Below are 24211 nucleotides of genomic sequence, written 5' to 3' on the forward strand. Positions count from 1 at the left end.
TGATATTTCCTTTGCTTAGGGTTTTTTAAATTAATGATTAAATGTAAATTTGGGCTACTTAAAAATATTCGAATATGATTACGATAGAAACATTTGTGTTTAATCACTGGCAGGAAAATACATACATATTACACGACGAAACCGGAGAAGCAGTATTGATTGACTGTGGTGTTTTCTTTGAAGACGAAGGGACTAAGTTGATCAATTTTGTGAAGAAGAAAGGAATAAAATTGGTAAAGCAATTGAATACTCATTTGCATATCGATCATGTGTTGGGGAATCAATTCATGAAGGATCAGTTTGGATTGCTTACTGAAGCTCATAAGGATGATGAGTTTTTATTGGCTGAAGCTCCTAATCACGCAGTTCGATTGGGATTGGAAAATGTGGTGGAACCACCTCCGGTTGGTAAGCTGATCAAGGAGGGAGACCTTATTAAATTTGGAAATTCGGAGTTGAAAGTTATTCATGTTCCCGGACATTCTCCCGGACATATCGTATTCTACAATGAGAAGCAGAAATTTTTAATTGCAGGGGATGTTTTGTTCCGTGAAAGTATTGGGCGAACAGACTTACCATACGGCAATTACGACCAATTGATTGAAGGAATCAAAACCAAACTGCTGGTTCTTGACGATGATGTTAGTGTTTATCCTGGTCATGGCCCGGCTACGTCTATTGGACATGAAAGATCTAAGAATTTGTTTTTAAAAGGGTTGAGTTAAAACCCCAAAATAATAGTTTGAAACTCCTTAGTTAATAAGGAGTTTTTTTGTATCCTTCTTAGGCGTATCATTTAGTTGTGAACATGATAAAAATCATGTTTGTATCATTCTATAAAACAATTTGTTAGGAAGAATTGTTGTTAGGGTGGAGGATGTTGAAAAACAGTGATGAAATTCAGTGTTTCACCTCTTAGTAAATTTAAATCTTTTACTACTTTTACAATCACAAGTATTTTATAAACACACCTAATTTAAACAACAATATGGCAACTGAAAAGTTTGTTTCCCGTCACATTGGACCTCGCAATGGCGATATTAAAACAATGTTGGAAACCGTTGGAGCTTCTTCTCTGGAAGCACTGATTGATGAAACAATCCCTTCAGGTATTCGTTTGGAAAAAACATTAGACCTTCCAAAAGCATTATCAGAATACGAGTATCTTTCGAAGATTAAAAGAATTGCTGCTAAGAATAAAGTATACCGAACCTTTATAGGTCAAGGCTATTACGATACAATTACTCCTGCTGCTATTCTGCGAAATGTATTGGAAAATCCAGGATGGTATACTCCTTATACACCTTATCAGGCAGAAGTATCGCAGGGTAGATTGGAAGCTTTATTGAATTTTCAGACAATGATTTTGGACTTAACCAAAATGGAATTGGCTAATAGTTCACTTTTAGATGAAGCGACCGCAGTGGGCGAGTCTATGTATATGATGCAAGCTCTTCGTTCTCGCGCGAAGAAAAAGGCTGGTGCCAATCAGTTTTTTGTAGACGAGAATGTATTTGCTCATACTTTAGATGTTTTAACTACACGTGCAATTCCTTTGGGAATAGACTTAGTTATTGGTGACTTCAATACATTTGAATTTAATGAGAATGTATTTGGTGCAATCGTTCAGTATCCTGCTTCAAACGGAAGTGTTGAAGATTATTCAGGTTTTGTTGAGCGTGCTCATCAGGCTGAAGCTTTGGTTTCAGTTTCTGCTGATTTAATGAGTTTGGTGCTGTTAACACCTCCAGGTGAATGGGGCGCTGACATTGTTGTTGGTACATCTCAACGTTTTGGTGTTCCAATGGGATATGGCGGACCTCATGCTGCATATATGGCTTGTCGCGATGCTTACAAAAGAAATATACCAGGACGTATTATTGGTGTAACCAAGGATGCTCAGGGGAATAATTCTTTGCGTTTGGCTTTACAAACTCGCGAGCAACATATAAAACGTGAAAAGGCGACTTCTAATATCTGTACTGCTCAGGCTTTACTGGCAACAATGGCTAGTTTCTATGGCGTGTATCATGGTCAGGAAGGTTTGAAGAGAATTGCTATGCACATTCATTCTGCTGCAGGTATTTTATCTGAAGGATTAAAATCCTTAGGTTATAATCAAACTGTTGAAAACTTCTTTGATACTTTACAAGTTGTGATTCCCGCTGGAGTTTCTGTTGAGGAAATCCGTAAGGCAGCTTTGGAAGCTGAATTCAATTTTAATTATATCAACGAAAGTTTGATTGGAATTTCAATTGACGAAAAAATTAGTGCCGATGAATTAAGTACTATTCTATGCATTTTCGCAAAAGCAGCAGGCAAAGCTGAAGTTGTTGTGGAGGAAATTGAAGATAAAATTTCATTCGATTCAAAATATACAAGAACAAGCGAATTTTTAACTTATGATGTATTTAAGCGTTACCGTTCCGAAACGGCTTTGATGCGTTACATTAAAAGCTTGGAGAAGAAAGATATTGGATTGAATACATCTATGATTTCTTTAGGTTCATGTACAATGAAGCTAAATGCGGCAGTTGAAATGTTGCCAATTAGCTGGCCGGAGATTGGTGGGATTCACCCATTTGTTCCTATTGATCAGGCTCTTGGTTATAAAGAAATTATTGAAGATCTGGAAAAATGGCTTTCGGTTATTACCGGATTTGCAGGATGTACTTTGCAGCCAAATTCAGGTGCTGCAGGTGAGTATACCGGATTAATGGTGATCCGCGAATATCATATTTCAAGAGGTGAAGGTCACCGAAATGTTGTTTTAATTCCATCGTCGGCTCACGGAACAAACCCAGCTTCGACAACTATGGCTGGAATGAATGTTGTGATCGTGAAATGCGATGAGAACGGGAATGTAGACTTTGCGGACTTAAAAGAGAAAGCAGAAAAGCATAAAGATGATTTGTGTGCTTATATGATCACATATCCATCTACACATGGTGTATTCGAGACAGGAATTAAAGAAATGATGAATCTGATTCACGAAAACGGCGGACAGGTTTACATGGATGGAGCGAATATGAATGCTCAGGTTGGCTTGACTAATCCGGGGACTATTGGCGCTGATGTTTGTCACTTGAATCTTCATAAGACATTTGCAATTCCTCATGGTGGGGGTGGACCTGGTGTTGGCCCAATTTGTGTGGCTGAACATTTGGTGCAATTTTTACCCTCTCACAAATTTGTGAAAACAGGTGGCGAAAATGCAATTACGGCTGTTGCTGCGGCTCCATTCGGGTCGGCAAGTGTATTGCCAATTACTTATGGATACATTGCCATGTTAGGTGCTGATGGATTGGAGGAAGTTACAAAGATGGCTATCTTGAATGCCAATTATTTAGCTTCGTCATTCGAGAAGTTAGGATTTAAAATCCTTTATAAAGGAGCAAATGGTCGTGTAGGTCATGAGATGATCTTTGATTGTCGTGAGTTTAATAAATCAGTAGGTATTACAGATACTGATATTGCTAAACGATTGATGGATTATGGTTTTCACGCCCCAACATTGTCGTTCCCTGTTCATGGAACATTAATGGTTGAGCCTACAGAAAGTGAGCCGTTGGAAGAAATGGATCGTTTTATTGAAGCATTGGCGAAAATCAATGAAGAAATGAAAGAGATCGAAGATGGCGTAGCCGATGTTTCTGATAATGTATTGAAAAATGCACCTCATACGCATATGGTATTAACTGCAGATGAGTGGAATCATACATACAGTCGTAAAAAAGCGGCTTATCCATTAGCTTGGGTAGCTGATAATAAATTTTGGCCTTCGATAGGCAGAGTAGATGATGCTTTTGGTGATCGGAATTTAATGTGTACATGTGCTCCATTGGAAGCGTATATGGAAGAACATATCAATGTTGACTAAGTAGTCAAAATAATATAAAAAGGTAAGAATCCGGTGAGTTAATTCTCATCGGATTTTTTTATATATAAGTGCAAACTTGTGGACGCAAAAAAGGAGGCTGCCCCGGCCTCCTTTTATTGTTCTATTACTAACCCTAAAATTTAACTATGAAAATAATGAATTGAATAAATTCACTAAATCTACCTTTTTTTACGTGAGAGTTGTGAAAAAGTTTTAGTTCTTAAGAGGTTAGATCCTCAATTTAGTTTGAGTAATTTTCATAAAAATGACTCTTTCCCTTTCATTACAAGTCTTTCCCTAGGATGAAAAAAAATGAAAAAAAAATGAAAAAAAAGATATTTCCCTCTTTATTTAACGAAATGTTGTAATCGTCAGAATTTCAATTGTTTAATGGAACTTAAAACAGGGGATTAAAATTCATCTTCGATCACCATACTCAGAATATCTTTTAAATCTTTATTCATTGCAGCAACTTGCTGGGGTATAAAACTAGTTGCAGTCATTCCAGGAACAGTATTCGCTTCCAAAATAAAAATCTCATCATTCCGAAGCATGTAATCAACTCGCACAATCCCTTTGCATTTTAAGACATCGTAAATCTCAGATGATAAATTCTTAAATTGAAGGGTTAATTCTTCCGAGATTCTTGCTGGAGTAATTTCTTCGGCCATCCTGGTTGGATCATACTTGGATTCGTAATCAAAGAATTCATTTTTAGGCACTATTTCCGTTATCGGGAAAATAATACTTTCCTTTTTTGTTTTAACGAGTCCGCAAGTGTATTCAAGGCCATCTATGAATTCTTCAATAATTACCTCTTTTCCTTCCATAAATGCTTTTTTAATCGCACCATCAAGATCTTTCACTTTTTTAACTTTCGAAATACCAAAACTAGATCCATCTGCATTTGGTTTCACAAAGCAAGGCATGCCTAGTTTTTCTTCAATTGCTTTGGTCGAATAGTTTTGTCCTCGTTTTAATAAAATGGATTTGGCTACACTGTAGCCAAATGATTTTAGATATGTATTACAGGCATGCTTATCAAAACTAAGCGCACTGCTAAAAACATCAGAAGTAGAGTGAGGAATATTTAATAAATTTAAATATCCCTGTAAAATTCCATTTTCGCCAGGAGTTCCATGAATTCCAATGTAAGCAAAATCAAACTTTACTTTTTTATTATCTACACTAAAACTAAAATCATTTAGATCGATTGGGTAATATCGATCTTCAATTTTAACATTCCAATCTGTTCCCTTTAGCATTACTAAAAAGGGAGTGTAATTCTCAGTATCTAAGCTTGAGAAAATTAGACTTGCAGTTTGAAGAGAGATCTCAAATTCAGCAGAATCTCCTCCGGTAATTACAGCGATTGTTCTTTTCATTGGGCATTATATAGTTTTAATCTTCTTCTCCTACTTCTAAGGGTCTGTTAGATGTGTAATCTCTCCATTTTTGGATGAGAGTCGCCATGTCTTCAGGGATTTCTGAATCGAATGAAACATACTCTTCAGTTACTGGATGAATGAAGCCTAATGTTTTAGCATGTAAGGCTTGTCTTGGGCAAATTTTGAAGCAATTCTGTACAAACTGTTTGTATTTGGTAAAGGTGGTTCCTTTTCTGATGTCATCTCCGCCATATTCAGCATCGTTGAACAGAGGATGACCGATGCTCTTAAAATGGACACGGATTTGATGAGTTCTTCCGGTTTCTAAGATACACTCCACTAAATTCACGTAACCAAGTCTCTCAAGAACTCTATAATGAGTTACGGCATGCTTTCCATATTCTCCATCAGGAAAAACATCCATTACTTTTCGGTTTTTTAGGTTTCTTCCAACGTGACCCGTAATTGTTCCTTCGTCCTCTTTAAGATCTCCCCACACTAGTGCGCGATATTTTCGATCACTGGTTTTGTTGAAAAACTGCAATCCTAATTTGGTTTTGGCATCTTCTGTTTTTGCAATAACAAGAATTCCTGAGGTGTTCTTATCAATACGGTGTACCAATCCCGGACGAGGATCCTTAGCATTAAACAGAGGTGAATTTTGCAAATGAAATGCCAATGCATTCACCATAGTACCGCTGTAGTGTCCGTACGAAGGATGTACAACCATTCCTGGTTCTTTGTTAACGATTAGGAAAGAATCATCTTCGTAAACAATATTTATTGGAATATCTTGGGCAATAATTTCAATTTCTCTAGGCGGATAACTCAGTACAATAGTGATTACATCCCCTGGTTTTACTTTGTAATTTCTTTTAACACACACATCATTTACGAAGATATTCCCATTGTTAGCCGCATCTTGAATTTTATTTCTAGATGAGTTAAACATTCTGGCAACAAGAAATTTGTCGATCCTTAGTGGTGTTTGTCCAGGATCAGCCTCGAAGCGAAAATGTTCGAATTGTTCTTGGTTTACATCCAATTCAGCGTCAATATTGATTTTATCTAAAGGCTCTTTTTCAGTCATTTTTTGAATTGTTTTTAGTAAAGCAGGTTGCTTAAACGTTGTTGTAGCAGAGAATCAGCAAGTTGAAGCTTTAACGAATCTTTTGTTAGCCAGATATCAATTTTGGACCCTGGAGGCATCTTTTGATTGTTAGTAAAGGATGGAGATTGCTTCCAGACCTTAGCTTGAATTGAATCAAAATGATTTCTAATGGATGCATCAAATTCTATTCTTCCCACATTCATAGTGGATAATATAATTTTTTCTTTTGCTTGAGAGTGTGTTTTCCCAATTAAATTTGGTGCAATCATTCCATCATTATCACCCTTTCCTAAAACTAAGTCAATGCTTGCTCCCTTGTCAATCATGCTTCCGGCCTGTATCGTATCTCCATTGTATTTGGGGTACAGCACAAGATTGAAAAATTGATTGTTGGCATATTCTAATTTTCCAATTTTAAATCCGTTGGTCATTAATAATTCATATGCTTGTCGGAATGAATTATCTACCACATTTGGAAATCGAACCTGCTCAGGATTACTGGCATTAATGGTCAAGAATAAATTTCTCTTTCTTTTAACAATAGCTCCTGCCAATGGTCTCTGGTCAAGAACCGTGCCCGGAGCAAAATCTGGATTGAATATGGAATCGTAGATGGAAAATACTAATTGTTCCGATTTAAGCTTGTCTCCAGCATCTTCAAGACTCATGCCGTATAAGTCAGGTACTTCCAATTTTTCCCCATGATGAGTATACCATCCTAAACTAATTAGAGTGATCCAAATTAAAACTATTGCTACTAAGAAAGCAATTCCTATTTGTATTAGAAATAGTTTACTCTTGAAGAATTCTACTGATTTCATCTTTATATTGGGCTTTAGTATTCTTTATAAACAACTATCTGCAAAAGAAAATATTGCTTTAATTTTCCTTTATCTTCATTCTACAAAAATAGCAGAGATTTTTTAGATTACAGATAAAAATGACTTAAAGCAGCACTAAATACTCGATTTGGGGTTAATCCATAAAAAAAGAGCTCCCTCGGAACTCCATCTTCATCAATATATAGAATAAATAATATTCTATAAAATACAAAAAAGTAAAGAATATAGAATCCTTTACTTTCTGTATATCATCAACTTAATTAAATTTAAGCCTTGTGTTTGTGTTCACTGGAAACTGACAGTTTTTTTCTGCCCTTAGCTCTTCTACGAGACAATACTGCTCTACCGTTTGCTGAAGCCATTCTCTCTCTGAATCCGTGCTTGTTTCTTCTTTTTCTATTTGAAGGTTGAAATGTTCTTTTCATCGCGAAAAATTTTTATCGAATAATGTTATTATATGCGTTGATTTCGGATTGCAAAAATAGGATTTTTTTTAGTCTAACAAAAAGATCAGCGCATTTTTTTTTACTAAATATCAAGATGTACTACTTTTTTGGTCTCAAAAAACTCTTCTTTGAAATAATCAGAACACTCGTAAAGGCTGATTCTACTTCCATACTCAGAGATTTCATCTTCAAAATCACCACCCTTTAAATAAATGATACCATTGGGTAAACTATTTTGATCTTTTGCCTTACTGTTTTTTTTAACCATGTCCACAAATTTAGGAAAAGCGGTAACAGCTCTACTTACAATAAAGTCAAATTTCTCTTTAACTTCCTGAGCTCTTATGTGTTCGGCATTTACGTTTCCTAACTCTAAGGCGCTGGCAACTTCCTTTACAACTTTTATCTTTTTTCCAATCGAGTCGATGCAATAAAAACTACATTTTGGAAATAAAATTGCAAGTGGAATTCCCGGAAATCCACCTCCAGTTCCAACATCCATTATCTTTGAACCGGGAGTAAATTGGATTACTTTAGCTATTGCTAACGAATATAAAACATGATGTTCGTATAAAGCATCCATATCTTTTCTGGAGATCACATTAATTTGTTCGTTCCAAAAAGTGTATAATTCTTTTAATCTGGAGAATTTTTGTTTCTGTTCTTCAGTTAAATCGGGAAAGTATTTTTCTATGATTTCCATGCCAATTCTAATTTTAAACCTGGCAAAGATAGGCTAATTTTTGAAGATGAAGATAAGAAAGCGATAAGGGAAACAGATCTTATTCCTTTTTCTTCTCAATCTTCACCTCTGAATCCTTAAGGGTATTGAAAAGCAATTCTCGAGCTCTAAATAATTGTGCTTTAACGGTTCCAATCGGTAAATTTAGTTCTTTAGCAATTTCCTCGTAGGAGAACTCTTCAAAATAGCGAAGTTCAATCAATCTTCGGTAGCGTTCCTTTAAACGACCTACCTCGGTGCGCATTATTTTTGCTTTTTGGTCTTTAATAAATTCTTGCTCTGGATTAAGAGTGTTGGATTCCAGAGGAATAGTCCGTTCATTATCATTGTCATCTCTTCCGTCAATGGAAATTGTATTTCCTTTCTTCTTTCTTAGGAAATCGATGCAGTTATTAGAGGCAATTTTAAATAACCAGGTACTAAATGCATATTTTGGTGAGTACTGTCTTATATTTCTGAATGCTTTTCCAAATGCTTCAAAAGTTAGATCTTCAGCATCATTTTTGTTGTTCACCATTTTTAGCAACATGAAAAAGATAGCGTCTTTGTATCTTTTGAAAAGCTCTTCGTATGCTTTTTGTGAACCATTAATGGCAGATAAAACAAGCCTGTAATCGTGTTGAGCTTTTTCCGAGAGGTTAGGATTTATTTCCATTGGTTGCTTTTACTAAAAATGAAATTTGCACATAAAAAATAGATCTTTGAAAATAGTACAAAAATGTCATATAAGTACGAAGATAAAAATAATTTTTCTTCCTTCAAATGACTAGTGCTTATTTTAAAGAGGCTTCCAATTAAAATTATTCTTGCTAAATAAATTATTGCAAGGAAAAAGTATAAGTGTGTGAAGAATAGAGCATAAACAATTGTAGCGAAAAAAAATAATTTGCTTACCGGTTCTAAATCAATAAGTAAGCGGATTTTTAAAGGCAGGTATTTTCTGCATTTATAATATTGTTGATTTATTTTAACCCATTGACTAAATGCGTTTTCCGATGAGAGGTAGATTTTTGCCTCAGGTTGGATGCAGACTGATGTTCCGGAAAGTTTGCTTAGTTGTAAAACCATTAAATGATCATGCCCGGCCTCGAAATGCGAATGTTTCACGAAACCTTTGTTGGCATAGAATTCGGATTTCTTGTATCCAAGATTATCTCCATTTCCTGAATGGGCTTTTCCTGAAGATGCGAAGCTTGCATTTTTAATGTTCTTGGAAAGCAAATCAAATTTAAAAAAATTATACAGGAAGCCTTTTTTGTTTTCAAAGTTAACGTAACCTATTTGTACTCCTTTGTCCCATGAATTTACAAATTCCTGTAACCACCTTTTACTTGAAGCTTTGCTCTGAATATTAGTGAAAACTATTTTTTCATTTTTAGCCGCTTTTATTCCGATACTAAGGGCTAGTTTTTTGTTGTGATGAAATTTGTCATCCAAAGGTATTTTTGTGGTTCGAAGATTAGGGTACTTTATTTGATGCTGTGCGATTATAGTTTCGGTGTCGTCTTCACTACCATCATTTACTACAATCAACTCAAAATTGGGATAGTCTTGTTCTAAAAATCCGGAAAGGTTCTCTTGTAAGTATTGCCCTTCGTTTTTTGCGCAAATAACTATTGAGACTGGTTCTGTTTTTTCACTGTAAATGTTTTTCTTTTCTTTTTTGAAAAATAAAATATAGTGTAGATGATATAATCCCTGTATGCAAAATGCTATAAAGAGAATAATTAAAATCGCCCATTGACTATTTGATGCGGGTAGAGTAATTATTGTTTCCAAATTTAGGTTTATTTATACTTCCCAAAAATACGAGAATCTTATTGATTAAAAAACTTAGTTATGCAGAATGATTGATGTCTGAAAAGTTCGCCGATTCATATTTTGAATGTTCCTGATATAGATATCAGCTCTTTACATTTGAATTGAATGAATGATTTCCGAATAGGATTAATTAGTATCTTTGCTGCCTGATTTTTTACAGATTGGAAGAGAAACCTGTTTGTAAATAAATAAAAATAGTTTGTATGGATTTTAAATTACTGAATACAGATCCTAAGTCTTCGGCTAGGACAGGAGAGTTGACTACTGATCATGGGAAAATTCAAACTCCCATTTTCATGCCGGTAGGGACACTTGGCTCTGTAAAAGGCGTACATCAAAGAGAATTAAGAGATGATATCAATGCCGAAATAATTTTGGGAAATACATATCATTTGTATTTACGCCCAGGTTTGGATGTGTTGGAAAAGGCAGGAGGCCTGCATAAGTTTAATGGTTGGGAACGCCCTATATTAACCGATAGTGGTGGGTTTCAGGTTTTTTCTCTTGCTGATAATAGAAAGTTATCTGAGGAAGGGGCAATGTTTCGTTCTCACATTGATGGGTCGAAGCATTTCTTTACACCAGAAAATGTAATGGATACTCAAAGAACGATTGGAGCCGATATTATTATGGCATTTGATGAATGTCCTCCGGGAACGTCAACTTACGAGTATGCGAAAAATTCACTGGAGCTTACTCAAAGATGGCTGGAACGTTGTGTGAAAAGATTTGATGAGACTGAGCCTAAGTATGGTTACTCACAAACTTTATTTCCGATAATACAAGGTTGTGTATATAACGATTTACGGGTTAAATCAGCAGAACATGCAGCATCTTTAGATCGGGACGGATACGCTATTGGTGGTTTGGCTGTTGGTGAGCCTGTGGAAGATATGTATTCGATGATTGAGGTTGTAAATAAGGTTTTACCTGAAGACAAACCGAGATATTTAATGGGGGTTGGTACTCCGGTTAATATATTGGAAGCTATTTCGAGAGGTGTAGATATGTTTGATTGTGTTATGCCTACCAGAAATGGTCGAAATGGCATGATGTTTACAAGTGAAGGAACTATCAATATTAAGAATAAGAAATGGCATGATGATTTTTCACCAATTGATCCTAATGGAACATCATATGTGGATCAGGCCTACTCAAAAGCTTACGTTCGTCATTTAGTTCATTCGGGTGAGCTGTTGGGTTCTCAAATTTGTAGTATTCACAATTTGGCATTTTATCTGTGGTTGGTGCGCGAAGCAAGAGAGCACATCATTGCAGGAACCTTCTCAACATGGAAAGAAATCATGGTTAAGAAATTAGCTGTTCGCTTATAACTGTTAAAAAATCTTACAATACAGCCAGCTCGATTGGTAATTGAAGAATAAGTTATACTTTTATCCTGGAATTTGTTATTCTGCAATTTTCGGGAAATAAGGAATTTAAAATTCAGGTTTTGAAGAAATTAGATTTATACATTATCCGAAAGTTTTTGGGAACTTTCTTTTTCGCTATTGTCTTAATAATAAGTATTTCAGTAGTTTTCGATTTTTCGGAACATATCGATGAATACATAGATAAAGAAGCTCCGCTAAGGGCAATTATTTTCGATTATTACCTAAATTTCATTCCATACTTCGCCAATCTTTTTAGTGCGTTGTTTACCTTTATTGCGGTAATTTACTTTACCTCTAAAATGGCTTATGATACTGAAGTAATTGCCATATTAAGTAGTGGAATTAGCTTTCAAAGGATGATGTATCCCTACTTTATTTCAGCGCTAATTATTGGAATCTTTTCATTTGTTTTAAGTAATTACATTATTCCTCCAGCCAATCAAAAAAGACTTGACTTTACAGCGACATATATTGATAAGCAATTTCGAAATAAAGAGCGAAATATTCATAGACAGATAAAACCTGGTGTTTTTATCTATATGATTAATTACGAGGTGTCAAGTAATACGGGGTACAAATTTGCGCTGGAGAAGTTTGAGGGAAAGGAATTGGTGTCTAAATTAACTTCCCGGTCGATTCGATGGAGTAAAGAGAAGAAAAAATGGACCATTAATGATTTCTTTATTCGCACAATAGATGGTGATAAAGAATCGTTTGAGACTGGAAGGACAAAGGATACGACTTTTAACTTTGGACCAGAAGAGTTTGGTTCGAAGAAAAATATTGTTGAGGCAATGAATTTACCTCAGTTGAATGCATATATTGATCAGCAATCGATGCGGGGTGATAGTAATATTGAAGCGTATAAAATTGAAAAATATAAAAGGATGGCAAATCCATTCTCGATTTTTATTCTTACGCTAATTGGTGTGTCATTGGCATCACGTAAGATTCGTGGAGGGATGGGACTGCATTTAGGGATTGGATTAGTGTTAAGTTTCTCTTTTATCCTTTTTATGCAGATATCCATTGTTTTCGCAACTAATGGCAGTATGAATGCATTGCTTGCCGTTTGGTTGCCTAATATTGTTTTTTCAATTATAGCGATGTATTTGTATAAAACTGCGCCAAAATAGAAAAATTACAAATAGTTTTTTCTGAATTGATTTGATTATCAGACGAAAGAGCTTATTTTATATGTGGCTAATTGTGGGGTGATATTGAATAGAATTTTTTTTTACCCTAAAAATTAGTAATGTTGTATCTTGGAGTTTCATGAGCTCATGAAACTCAATATATATATATGAAAGTATATATTTTCTAAACTAAATGTACAAAATATGTCATTGAAACGAAACATTCTTGATCTTAGAAAGAGAAAAGAAAAAGTGCTTCAAGGTGGCGGTGAAAAAGCCATTCAGAAGCAAGTTGCGATGGGGAAATTGACTGCCAGAGAAAGAGTAACGTCTATATTAGATGAAGATTCTTTTCATGAATACGATATGTTTGTTGAGCATGAGGCTCGCGACTTTGGTATGGAAAAGAAAGAACTCCATGGTGATGGAGTTATCATTGGAACCGGAACTATCTATGGTGAGCCCGTGTGTATTTTTGCACAGGATTTTACCGTTGCTGGGGGTTCTCTTGGTCTTATGCATGCACGTAAAATTACTAAAATCATGGATCATGCATTGAAGATGCGTGTACCGTTGATTGGTATTAATGATTCGGGAGGAGCCCGTATTCAGGAAGGTGTTAATTCACTGGCTGGATATGGAGAAATCTTTTTCCGAAACACATTAGCATCAGGTGTAATTCCTCAATTGTCAGTTATTCTTGGTCCTTGTGCTGGTGGAGCTGTTTATTCTCCTGCGCTTACCGATTATGTTTTTGTGGTTGAGAACATTTCTAAAATGTTCATTACCGGTCCTGAGGTGATAAAAACAGTTTTGGGTGAAGAAATTACCATGGAAGAATTGGGTGGAGCTAAAGTTCATAGTGAAATCACAGGTAATGCTCATTTCTATGCTCTAAGCGAATACGAATGCTTCGAACAAATTAAGAAGCTGCTTACCTTCATACCATGGAACAATACGAAAAAAGCGAAGGCATTTCCACCTAAACCACCAAAACCAGAATACAAAATTGAAGAAATTGTTCCTTCTGATCCTACTCAGCCATATGATATTCGTAACGTAATCAAATCTATTGTAGATGATTCGGATTTCTTTGAGAGTATGGAAAATTTTGCACGAAACATTGTAATTGGTTTCGGTAGAATGAATGGTGACACAGTAGGTTTTGTTGCGAATCAGCCATTAGTATTGGCAGGTGTATTGGATTGTGATTCATCAGATAAAGCTGCACGTTTTATTCGTTACTGTAATGCTTTTAACATTCCACTTGTTACCCTTGAGGATATGCCAGGTTATTTGCCAGGTGTTGATCAGGAGCATATGGGTGTTATTCGTCACGGTGCTAAAATTCTTTATGCATACAGTGAGGCAACAGTTCCTAAAATCACAGTTATTATCCGTAAAGCATACGGTGGAGGTTACATTGCGATGAATTCTCGCCATATGAAGGCCGATTTCATGTTTGCATGGCCAAATGCTGAAATTGCGGTTATGGGACCTGATGGAGCGGCTAACATTATCTTTAAAAAGGAGATCATGGCAGCAGAGGATCCTGAAGCTATGAGAAAAATAAAGGTGGCTGAGTACAGAAAGAAGTTTGCTAATCCTTATGTTGCGGCAGCTAAAGGTTATATCGATACTGTTATTGAACCACAGGAGACACGTAACATATTGTTGCACTCTATTGAGGTTTCTAGTAACAAAGTTGATTACAGACCTGCGAAGAAACACGGTATTCCTCCATTTTAAAAAGTATTCGATATGGGAAATTTAAAACAATTCAACGTTGACGGTACTATTTATACAACAGAATTAACTAAGAAGTTTGAGGAAAGAAAGCCTTGGGTTAGACCTAACCCTAAGCATATAAATTCATTCATTCCTGGTACAATTGTTGAAATATACGTTAAGGAAGGACAAGAAGTTAAAGAAGGTACAACGATTATGATTCTTGAAGCTATGAAGATGAAGAATCAGATTAAAATGCCTTTTGATGGTAAAATTGGTGCGATCCATGTTGTTGAAGGATCAAAGGTTCCCAACAGGTTATTAATGGTGGAAATCGAGTAATTTTTCCGATTTAAAATAAAATGAGCCTGTTCGTTACGAACAGGCTCATTCTGTTTTTAAGGCTTTTGGTATTACAGCTTGCCTTTCCAGCAAAAATAGTCACTCCATATTGCGGGACAGTTTGGTTCACCCTTAAAAATCCCGAATAAAGAAGATCCACTGCCCGACATGGATGCATAAATTGCACCTATGTCATACAGGTTATTTTTGATTTCTTCCAGTTCTGGATGATTGGGGAAGATGCTGTTTTCAAAATCATTAAATAGTAAGTCTTTCCAGTTTTCGAGGGGTTCTTTAATAAGTTCTTTTATTGATTTGTTGGGACGCGAAGGAATTATCTTTGAGTAAGCCTCGGGTGTACTAATGTGAATATTTGGTTTTACCAGCATAATGTGATATCCAGAAAGATCAATAAGTGCCTCGGAGAAAGCATCACCCTTTCCTTCTGCGAAAATGGGTTTGTTGGTAATAAAAAAAGGACAGTCGCTACCTAATTGTCCAGCCATATTTTTCATTGTATCCGATGAAAGCCCCAGTTTGTAATGATCGTTCAGCATTTTTATCATAAAGGCTGCATCCGAAGATCCACCTCCCAACCCAGCGCCAAACGGAATGTTTTTGTGCAAATGAATATTGGTTGAAGGGATGTTGTTGCTGGCACGAAGCAATTCAAATGCTTTGCAAACAATATTATCCTTGTCGTCAATATCAATTGGAATGCCTGATGAACTGAAAGTGTAATTTTTTTCATTGTTCGAATCCGTAATTTCCAAACCATCGGTAAGAGGAATTGGGTAAAATATGGTTTCGATGTTGTGAAATCCATCCGGTCTTTTCTCAACGATGTTTAATCCGATATTAATTTTAGCATTTGGGAAGCGAAGCACAAGTAATAAGTTTTATGATTGAAGGGTAAAAATACTCGATTTATAAGAGCAAAAAAAATCAATTTGTAGTATTTTTATTTTCTATCTTTGGCCTTGCGTTCTGTAATTTTTCTTTAGCTTTTTTTAAGGCTGGGTTAAATATGTAGAGTGTTGATTTTAAAGGGATAATGAATTATTACAATTTGATATTTTATGGCTGGGGCAAATAAATATAACAATCAACCGAAGAATAAAGTAGATCTTGATTACGGGAAAGTTCCTCCACAGGCTTTAGAGCTTGAGGAAGCTGTTTTGGGAGCATTAATGCTTGAAAAGGATGCAATGATTTCGGTAGGGGATATTTTAAATGTTGATTCATTCTATAAGGATGCTCACCAGAAAATATACAAAGCCATACTGTCTCTTTCAATTAATGAGGAGCCTGTTGATATTTTAACGGTAACTGAGGAGTTGAAACGTCAGGGGACGATAGATGATGTAGGTGGACCATTTTACATTACGCAGTTAACCAATAGAGTAGCTTCGGCAGCTCATATTGAATTCCATGCAAGAATTATCGCTCAAAAATTTATTCAGAGAGAATTAATTAGAGTTTCATCTGAAATTCAAACACAAGCTTTTGACGAAAGTGTTGATGTGGCTGATCTTTTAGATAGAGCTCAACAAGAGGTTTTTGAGATTGCTGAGGGAAATATTAAAAAAGAATCTTCTCATATTCGCCCTTTGGCCGATGAGGTAATCAATCAAATTCTTGAGGCGGGAAAACGTACCGATGGTTTGAGTGGTGTGCCTTCAGGATTTACTGCCTTGGATCGTATTACTTCCGGATGGCAAAAGTCCGATTTGGTGATTATTGCAGCTCGTCCTTCTATGGGGAAAACAGCATTTGTGTTGTCTATGGCTCGAAATATGGCCGTTGACCATAAAGCACCTATCGCTATCTTCTCACTCGAGATGGGTGCAGATCAATTGGTGAAACGTTTGATATCCAGTGAAACGGAATTAGGTTCTGAGAAGTTGAGAAGTGGACGTTTGGAGGATTTTGAATGGGAACAATTGCACGTGAAAATTAAAGATCTTGTTGAAGCGCCCATCTATGTTGATGATACGCCAGGTTTGTCTATTTATGAATTACGGTCAAAGTGCCGTAGATTAAAAGCAAAACATGATATAAGTTGTATCGTAATTGATTATTTGCAGCTGATGACAGCTGGTTCTGATATGCGCGGTAACCGTGAGCAGGAAGTAAGTTTAATATCGCGACAGCTAAAAATTATTGCAAAAGAATTAAATGTACCGGTAATTGCACTTTCTCAGCTGAATCGTGGAGTGGAGCAAAGAACTGGTGATGCTAAAAAACCAATGCTTTCCGATTTACGTGAATCTGGTGCGATTGAGCAGGATGCGGATATGGTGTTGTTTATTCACCGACCAGAGAGATATGGAATTACGGAAGATGCAGAAGGGAATTCTTTAATTGGTATTGCAGATATCATTATTGCAAAACATCGTAATGGTGCCGTAGGAGATATTCAGCTTCGTTTCCGTACTAATTTAGCTCGATTTACCGATTTAGAAGGTGAAGCAGCAAACCCATTCGCAACACCAGGTTTAGACGATGTGAAAACATTTAGTTCTAGCATGAATCAGGAACCTTCAGGTTTTGATGATTTTAATGCAGGCCTTGGCGGAGGAAATGATTTTAATGATGCTCCTCCTTTTTAATATATTCTAAAAATCTCTTACCAAATAGAATTCCTTATCTTGTTTTCATGATAGAAGATAAATTGTTCTTAAAATTATTTGCTCGAAAAATAGTTCTTCTGCTATTTCTTGTTTTGTCTGCCCATGTGTCTTTTTCAGCGAGTTTGTTGATTCAGATGGATGATACACAGAAGAACCATTTAAAGGCTTATGGAATTGCATTCTGGGCCTTGGAGGATAATTATGAGATTCATTGGTTGTTAAATTATCGGGGAGGGTCCTTTTTAGTTCCTTTCCATAAGGAAATTCAAGATGAGTGTCAGATTCGAGGTGTTAGTTTCTCCGTTTTAAGTGATGTCTCTGCCCAACAGATATTAAATGATATTTCGAGCGATGAAGTGAATATGGATGCGGTTAAACTTGAAAAAGTACCCTTAATTGCAGTTTATTCCCCAAAAGGAAAGAAACCTTGGGATGATGCGGTTACTATGGCACTTAGCTATGCCGAAATTCCTTATGACATTATTTATGATGATGAGGTGATGACAGGGAAATTGTCAAAATACGATTGGTTGCACTTGCATCATGAGGATTTTACCGGACAGTTTGGAAAATTCTATGCGTCTTACCGAAATATGAAATGGTATAAGGATGAGGTGCAATCAAATCTGGAGATGGCTAATCGCTATGGTTTTTCGAAGGTTTCAGATTTGAAAAAAGCAATATCTGTAAAAATAAGAAGCTTTGTTGAGGCGGGTGGTTTTTTGTTTGCTATGTGTTCTGCCACCGATACCTTCGATATTTCATTAGCTGCTGGGAAACACGATATTTGTGCTGCTGTATTTGATGGTGATCCAATGGAGCCGGATGCTCAGTCTCATCTGGATTATTCAAAAACTCTCGCCTTTCAAAATTTTTCGATTGAAACAAATCCGAATGTATATGAGTTTTCGGATATTGATGTGACCTTAACGAGAACGATAAGGCAGGATGAAGATTATTTCTCCTTGTTTGAGTTTTCAGCAAAATGGGATCCCGTGCCAACAATGTTGTGTCAGAACCATAAGAACCTAATAAAAGGGTTCATGGGACAAACAACGGCCTTTAAATTGGAGTTACTAAAGCCAAGTGTACTTGTAATGGGACAGAATAAGTCTGCCGGTGAAGCTCGGTATATTCATGGGAATTTGGGGAAAGGAACCTGGACCTTTTATGGGGGACACGACCCCGAAGATTACCAGCATTTAGTTGGAGATCCACCCACAGATCTTAATTTGAAAAAGAATTCGGCAGGTTATCGCTTAATTCTAAATAATGTTTTATTTCCTGCAGCAAAGAAGAAGAAGAGAAAAACGTAAAGAGAATCGAAAAGTCAAAAAGTCTGGAAGAGTCTTGAAAGGTCAAATGGTCCAAGATTCGAAAAGTCAAATGGTCCAAAATTCAATATGCTGTGTGCCTTTTTGGTTCTTGTGAAGTTCATCGTGCTAAGTTTCTACTTGCAAAACATCTGTGAATAATTCCACTCCAACCCGAATAAGGCAAAACTATTTTAATGATTTTTTCTCTGTGTAACTCCGTGTTGTCTGTGGTGAAACTTTTTTTCTTTATTTCCATTTCTTTGAAATAGTGGTTTTTTTTGAAAAATAGAGACAAAAAAAAAGGCTGCGTCCCCTAAACGCAGCCTTCGTATTTCAACATCGGTTAAATACCAGTTTCAATATATTATTAACCATTTGTAATCTATTAACCTTAGTAACTTCACTAACCCTTTAGAATTATTTATGAATGTCACAGTACAAAACCGGATGTTGGCAACAAAACAAGTTTGCATATCGGGTTTTGTTGTTTGCTACCACAAATGTAAAAGTTTTTTCTTATAATTACTCAGCTTTCATCTGTTTTTTGTTGCGAATTGTTAAAAAATATTAAAACCAGCTTACAGATTGCAATTAAAACATGTTGATTAGCATATTATAGGATGTTTTTTATTTCAAGCAAATTACTAATCTCAAATGTTGGCTCAACTTTGTGATTGGTTCTGTGAGGATTAAAATAGATTTGATCCATTTTCATTCTTTTGGCACCGGCAATATCTGTCGAAAGATCATCCCCAATCATTATGCTGTTTTTTGCTAAAGCACCAGCTTCAGAAAATGCATATTCAAATATTTGCGGAGTCGGTTTATTTGCACCTGCATCTTCCGAGGTAATAATCTTTGTGAAATAGCCGTCTAATTTTGAGTTTTTGAGTTTTTTGCCTTGAACCTCATTAAAACCATTTGTGATGATATGTAATTGGTAGCCTTTTTCTTTTAAATAGCCAAGGGTTTCATGTGTGTTTGGGAAAGTGACTGTTTGTAAGGGGCTTATTTCAATAAAATCACTTGCAATCTCTTTCGCTAAAGCCAAATCATCCTTTCCCGCTTCTTTCAGTGTCAGATAAAATCTTCGGTACATCAAATCTTCTTTTGAAAGCCTTTTTTGATAGTAAGCATTCCATAATTTTCCGTTGTGATATTCATATCGTGATTTAAAGAACAGAAAGCTGCCAAATGTTGATTGCAATTCGTAATCTCTAAAGAGTTGATGAAGACTAACTTCTGAGTTTTTATTGAAATCCCAAAGTGTTCGGTCGAGGTCGAAAAAAATATGTTTGTACTTTAAACTTGTCATGTAGTATGTGAGTTTTTTTATTATACAGAATAAAAGTAAATAAATGTGGTAGTTCTGCGTACTATTTTCTAGTTTTATATATATTAATATAATCAATATTGATTTATATGACTAGGTGTTTATTGCTGTTTTTATTGATGTTAGGGTTTTCTGGTATGGGAGTGTCTGCTAAAGATCTACCCTTGATTTCTATTAGTGTTGATAATGATAATATCTTAAAAGATGGAGGTGAAGCTATAGTTACTGTAAGCTTAAGTAAAAAAAGTAATGGTAATAATGCTATAGTAAGCTTGAGTTATGAGACGAACGGTACAGGATCAATGAATTATGATTTTGAAATCGAACCTGCTGTTTATTACAGGAAGTTTGATAATAATGAGACTAGTTTTTCTTTTAAAATTATTGGTGTTTATCAAGAATGGGGTTCCTCGAAAGTTGAGTTAAAAATAACTCTTTCTGGAATTGAGAATGCAACACCTTCAGGGCCAACATCATTATTGGTTGTAATTGCTGATGGTGCTGATGTTACGCCACCCGTTTTTCAAAATCCACAAGCAAATATTACGATCGATGCATTAGGAATCGAATGTGGAGAGATTGTAAATTACACCTCGCCTTCCGCGACAGATAATTTTTCTGCTTACACCGGAACTTTAACAGGTTTTTCCTATTTGGGAGAATTAGATTACCATACTTACTATTATTCCGACGGAATTGCATCTGCAACTGATGCAATGTTAGCGGCTGCGAATGTTGGAGGACATTTAGTAACTATTACCAGTCAGACTGAAAACGATTTTATTGATAATTTGGTTGGTGGAATTTGGATAGGGTTAAATGATGCGACAAATGAAGGAACATTTGCTTGGTCTAATGGAGAAGCTGTAAGCTATACCAATTGGAATGGTGCTGAACCTAATGATTATAGCACAGGAGAAGATTATACCGAAATGTATACTACTGGCCTGTGGAATGATTTACCCGTGGGATCTACTCGTAGATATGTTGTGGAGTTTGAAGGTGCTTTAGTGACTCAAACTGTTGGTTTGCCTTCTGGTTCTTTGTTTCCGGTAGGAACAACAACGAATACTTTTCTTGCAACCGATAATGCTGGGAATACTGCGACCCATAGTTTTACTGTAACTGTTGCAGATGTTACGCCGCCTAAAATTTCAGCTTTACTAGCAGACTATTACGATGGACTGAATTTTGATACCTTTCAAGAAACCATAGCTGTTGATGAATTGAATTATTATTGGGGCTCAGGAGCTCCTGAATCGACTCTGGTTGGAAGTGATTATTTCTCCATTCGATTTCAAGGAAGTGTTCAGGCTGTTGATGCAGGAACTTATACTTTTTATACGACCTCGGATGATGGAGTCCGCTTGTGGGTTGCCGGGTCACAGGTTGTTAATAATTGGACTGATCATGGGACTACAGTAAATTCAGGAGCGATATCTTTATTGGCAGGACAAGTGGTACCAATTATTTTAGAGTATTATGAACGCACAGGTGGTGCTGTTATAAAATTAGAAATGAGTGGGCCAGGACTTGCGCGGCAGTTTGTGAAGAGCGATGGTTCTGGAGCGTGTCAGGATGTAACGGTGGATGTTAGCGCAACAGGCTCTTATGATCTTACGGTAGATGAGGTGGATCCTAGCTATTCCGATGAATGTGGTATCGCTTCAAGAACGTTAAGTAAAACTAATTTTACATGTAATGATAGTGGAGATAATGCCGTGACTTTCACAGTAACTGATGTGAACGGGAATTCTACATTCTGCGATATTAATGTGAAAGTTGTGGGAACACCAGATAATTCTTTAACGGTTACAGACGATACGCAATGTGAAGGCGTGGATGCAAGTGTAACGATTCTGGCTAGCGAAACTGATGTTGTGTACTCCTTATTTAATGGGACAACACAAATTGGAAGTTCTGTTACAGGAGGTGTATCTACTCTCGTATTAACGATTCCCTCTTCAGTATTAAGCGTAGGCGATAATACAATTACTGTTCATGCAGCAAAGGGTGCTTGTGAATTAGATCTTCTGAACAAGGCTGTGATACATATTGATCCTATTCCTTTGCCAATTGGGATTTATTTTGAATAAAATAATTCGCAATTTCTTTTGCTAAAAGCAATTCATTTTTTCCTGCCTCTTTTAAGGTCAGGTAAAATCTTCGGCACATCAAATCTTCTTGTAAGCCTTTTCTGATAGTAAGCATTCCATAATTTGCCGTTATGATATTCGTATCGGGATTTAAAGAATAGGAAGCTACTAAATGTTGATTGCAATTGGTAATCTCGAAGAGTTGATGAAGACTAATCTCTGAGTTTTTATTGAAATCCCAAAGCGTGCGGTCTAGATTGAAGAAAATGTGTTCGTATTTTAAGTTTGTTATATTTTAAAAAAAAGTGTTTTTAGTTTTACAGAATAAAAGTAAACAAATGTGTTAGTTTTGCGTAATATGTCTTAGTCATTATCGATTTATTGTTTTTATTTTTTTTTACAAAGAGTAAATATTATGAAGAAGCCCCTAATCTTTGTTCTGTTATTTTTAACATTCTCAACTGTTTGTTTTGGACAATATACTTCCATTGATAGTTATTCTGGCAGCTGGACAGATTCTGGATCCTGGTTGTCATCTATGCCACCATTGAATGGTGTAAGTGGAAATACAAGTATTTATGGCGAAATAAATGCTGGTGCTAATTTAAAATATAATTCAGGGACGTTGACAGTTAGAGATACTCTAGTAGTTTACGGTGATCTTATCTTGGGGAATAATGCCGATTTGGTTTTAGGAAGTGGTGCTGTTTTAATTGTATTAGGTAGTGTTTCTGTTGCAAATAAGGTTGATATTGAAGCAGGTGGGACATTTATTGTTCAAGGGGATCTGGCATTTTTAGGGAGTAGTAAGAACGGTAGTTTTACAAGTGATCAGGATCCCGCGCAAGTATATGTTGGGGGTAGCGTGTCGTTGCCAAGCGGTAAAGATCCATTTACAAATTATCCTGTTTTGGAATGTAATACAGGAGATCATACTAATTCTGATTGTAATTATGGATATATAGAAGATCTTGAAGGAAAGAATATTGAAGAGTATTATCAAGAGGTTCTGTGCGGTGTTGGTATAGATCCGGGTAGTATTGGTAGTAATCAAACTGTTTGCATTGGGGATAATCCTTCAGAGATTGTTCAATTAACTGCAAGTACTGAGACTACCTATCAGTGGTTTTTGTCGATAGACAGTACTGATTCTGATGTGCCGAATTGGACTGAAATAAGTGGAGCTACTCAGTTAAATTATACTCCAGGTGTATTGTCACAAACGACTTCGTATTATCGACAAGTGCAAAAAGGGAATGGCTGTGTTGCAAATTCAAAAGCAGTAACGATTACAATTACACCAACTCCAAGCCCATTAGGGATTTTCTCCAAATAAGTACAAGCTTTCAATTATAACATAAAAATCGAAGCCTGGGGTAGTTTACTCCAGGCTTTTTTGTGATTTGTTTGCAAACAAAAACAAGCTTGACAAGTTGCTGACTTATACTGCCAGATGTATTCGTGTCCGTTCGTGGAGAATTATAGTATTACAATTCCGACAGCAGGATTTTCGATTGGAAATAATGTAATTAATTTCAAAGCAGTAAGTGGTTCATGTGAAGCAAATCTGACCAATTCTGCCACACTTGTAGTCAATCAAAACCCAACGGGCGTTGGGTTTTACCATGAGTAATTTGTAATGTTGAGTCAGATAAAAAGTATCAGACTATTTTAGGATGACTCTTTTTTTTGCATTTCCTGAAACTAATCTTTATTGGTAGTTGTAATTGATGAATGTAAGGCTGGCGTATTTTGTTTTATGATCTCTTATGAATCGTTGATGTGTAAAAATATTCATTTGACAAACAGTTTGATAATCCTGACATAACAAATGAATATGTTGACGGAATACTTGTGACTTGACATTTAAGTTGTAGTGCGTGTGTGCGACTTGTTGTTACCTTTGTTTGTACTGTTTAGTATAAGTAGTTGGTTGAATCACGCCTTATGTACTTTCAAATGAATATTCCGTTGGTAAAAGAAGAGGTTTTATTGTGTGTATC

The 24211-nt window shown here is 36.0% G+C and carries 19 protein-coding genes; 10 read left to right on the forward strand and 9 right to left on the reverse strand.

Going from position 1 to position 24211, the window contains the following annotated elements; all coding sequences use genetic code 11:
• Window positions 1–74 precede the first annotated feature (74 nt).
• Both ALGA_RS11915 and gcvP read left to right on the forward strand, forming a co-directional pair.
• Window positions 75–725 carry an MBL fold metallo-hydrolase gene (locus tag ALGA_RS11915; protein WP_096429509.1) on the forward strand — a complete coding sequence of 217 codons (651 nt, stop codon included), beginning with the start codon at window positions 75–77 and terminating at the stop codon, window positions 723–725.
• Between the two features lie 263 nt (window positions 726–988).
• The gene (gene gcvP, locus ALGA_RS11920) at window positions 989–3880 is read left to right on the forward strand and encodes an aminomethyl-transferring glycine dehydrogenase (RefSeq protein ID WP_096429510.1); all 2892 of its coding nucleotides are present in this window, start codon (window positions 989–991) and stop codon (window positions 3878–3880) included.
• Between the two features lie 410 nt (window positions 3881–4290).
• Here gcvP and ALGA_RS11925 read toward each other — a convergent pair whose 3' ends face one another.
• The 7 genes from ALGA_RS11925 to ALGA_RS11955 form a co-directional block, all read right to left on the reverse strand.
• Window positions 4291–5265: a D-alanine--D-alanine ligase gene (locus ALGA_RS11925; RefSeq protein WP_096429511.1), complete on the reverse strand. Its 975-nt coding sequence runs from the start codon at window positions 5263–5265 to the stop codon at window positions 4291–4293.
• A 16-nt stretch (window positions 5266–5281) separates the two neighbouring features.
• Complete coding sequence (locus ALGA_RS11930; protein ID WP_096429512.1) at window positions 5282–6358, reverse strand: RluA family pseudouridine synthase; 1077 nt, start codon at window positions 6356–6358, stop codon at window positions 5282–5284.
• 14 nt (window positions 6359–6372) lie between these two features.
• A complete protein-coding gene (locus ALGA_RS11935) occupies window positions 6373–7200 on the reverse strand; it encodes a PASTA domain-containing protein (protein ID WP_096429513.1) in 828 nt (275 codons plus the stop codon).
• Window positions 7201–7487: 287 nt separating this feature from the next.
• Window positions 7488–7646: a 50S ribosomal protein L34 gene (gene rpmH, locus ALGA_RS11940; protein ID WP_096429514.1), complete on the reverse strand. Its 159-nt coding sequence runs from the start codon at window positions 7644–7646 to the stop codon at window positions 7488–7490.
• 103 nt (window positions 7647–7749) lie between these two features.
• Window positions 7750–8370: a 16S rRNA (guanine(527)-N(7))-methyltransferase RsmG gene (gene rsmG, locus ALGA_RS11945; protein WP_096429515.1), complete on the reverse strand. Its 621-nt coding sequence runs from the start codon at window positions 8368–8370 to the stop codon at window positions 7750–7752.
• A gap of 79 nt (window positions 8371–8449) precedes the next feature.
• Complete coding sequence (locus ALGA_RS11950; protein WP_096429516.1) at window positions 8450–9064, reverse strand: RNA polymerase sigma factor; 615 nt, start codon at window positions 9062–9064, stop codon at window positions 8450–8452.
• Window positions 9055–10188: a glycosyltransferase gene (locus ALGA_RS11955; RefSeq protein ID WP_162845436.1), complete on the reverse strand. Its 1134-nt coding sequence runs from the start codon at window positions 10186–10188 to the stop codon at window positions 9055–9057. Before ALGA_RS11955 ends, ALGA_RS11950 begins: the two co-directional genes overlap by 10 nt.
• Before the next feature lie 245 nt (window positions 10189–10433).
• Here ALGA_RS11955 and tgt point away from each other — a divergent pair, with 245 nt between their 5' ends.
• The 4 genes from tgt to ALGA_RS11975 all read left to right on the forward strand — a co-directional run bounded on the left by tgt (window position 10434) and on the right by ALGA_RS11975 (window position 14830).
• Window positions 10434–11564: a tRNA guanosine(34) transglycosylase Tgt gene (tgt, locus tag ALGA_RS11960; RefSeq protein WP_096429518.1), complete on the forward strand. Its 1131-nt coding sequence runs from the start codon at window positions 10434–10436 to the stop codon at window positions 11562–11564.
• A gap of 119 nt (window positions 11565–11683) precedes the next feature.
• Window positions 11684–12760 (forward strand): LptF/LptG family permease, encoded by a 1077-nt coding sequence (locus ALGA_RS11965; RefSeq protein WP_096429519.1) that lies wholly within the window; start codon window positions 11684–11686, stop codon window positions 12758–12760.
• A gap of 204 nt (window positions 12761–12964) precedes the next feature.
• Complete coding sequence (locus tag ALGA_RS11970; RefSeq protein WP_096429520.1) at window positions 12965–14509, forward strand: acyl-CoA carboxylase subunit beta; 1545 nt, start codon at window positions 12965–12967, stop codon at window positions 14507–14509.
• Between the two features lie 12 nt (window positions 14510–14521).
• Complete coding sequence (locus tag ALGA_RS11975) at window positions 14522–14830, forward strand: biotin/lipoyl-containing protein (RefSeq protein WP_096429521.1); 309 nt, start codon at window positions 14522–14524, stop codon at window positions 14828–14830.
• A 71-nt stretch (window positions 14831–14901) separates the two neighbouring features.
• On the opposite strand, the gene ispE is transcribed toward ALGA_RS11975, so the two are convergent.
• Window positions 14902–15717, reverse strand: coding sequence for a 4-(cytidine 5'-diphospho)-2-C-methyl-D-erythritol kinase (ispE, locus tag ALGA_RS11980; RefSeq protein ID WP_096429522.1), 816 nt, complete (start codon window positions 15715–15717; stop codon window positions 14902–14904).
• A gap of 192 nt (window positions 15718–15909) precedes the next feature.
• On the opposite strand from ispE, the gene dnaB reads away from it, so the two are divergent.
• On the forward strand, window positions 15910–17442 hold the full coding sequence (gene dnaB, locus ALGA_RS11985; RefSeq protein ID WP_096429523.1) for a replicative DNA helicase: 1533 nt from the start codon (window positions 15910–15912) through the stop codon (window positions 17440–17442).
• Window positions 17443–17489: 47 nt separating this feature from the next.
• A complete protein-coding gene (locus ALGA_RS11990) occupies window positions 17490–18779 on the forward strand; it encodes an asparagine synthetase B (RefSeq protein WP_162845437.1) in 1290 nt (429 codons plus the stop codon).
• A 613-nt stretch (window positions 18780–19392) separates the two neighbouring features.
• Here the strand turns inward: ALGA_RS11990 and ALGA_RS11995 are convergent.
• Complete coding sequence (locus tag ALGA_RS11995) at window positions 19393–20094, reverse strand: YjjG family noncanonical pyrimidine nucleotidase (RefSeq protein ID WP_096429524.1); 702 nt, start codon at window positions 20092–20094, stop codon at window positions 19393–19395.
• A 107-nt stretch (window positions 20095–20201) separates the two neighbouring features.
• Here ALGA_RS11995 and ALGA_RS12000 point away from each other — a divergent pair, with 107 nt between their 5' ends.
• Window positions 20202–22208 (forward strand): PA14 domain-containing protein, encoded by a 2007-nt coding sequence (locus ALGA_RS12000; RefSeq protein WP_096429525.1) that lies wholly within the window; start codon window positions 20202–20204, stop codon window positions 22206–22208.
• A 415-nt stretch (window positions 22209–22623) separates the two neighbouring features.
• Window positions 22624–23544, forward strand: a complete 921-nt coding sequence (locus ALGA_RS12005) for an immunoglobulin domain-containing protein (RefSeq protein ID WP_096429526.1) — start codon at window positions 22624–22626, stop codon at window positions 23542–23544.
• Window positions 23545–24211 lie beyond the last annotated feature (667 nt).

The sequence above is a fragment of the Labilibaculum antarcticum genome (assembly GCF_002356295.1).
In the GTDB taxonomy this organism is placed as follows: domain Bacteria; phylum Bacteroidota; class Bacteroidia; order Bacteroidales; family Marinifilaceae; genus Labilibaculum; species Labilibaculum antarcticum.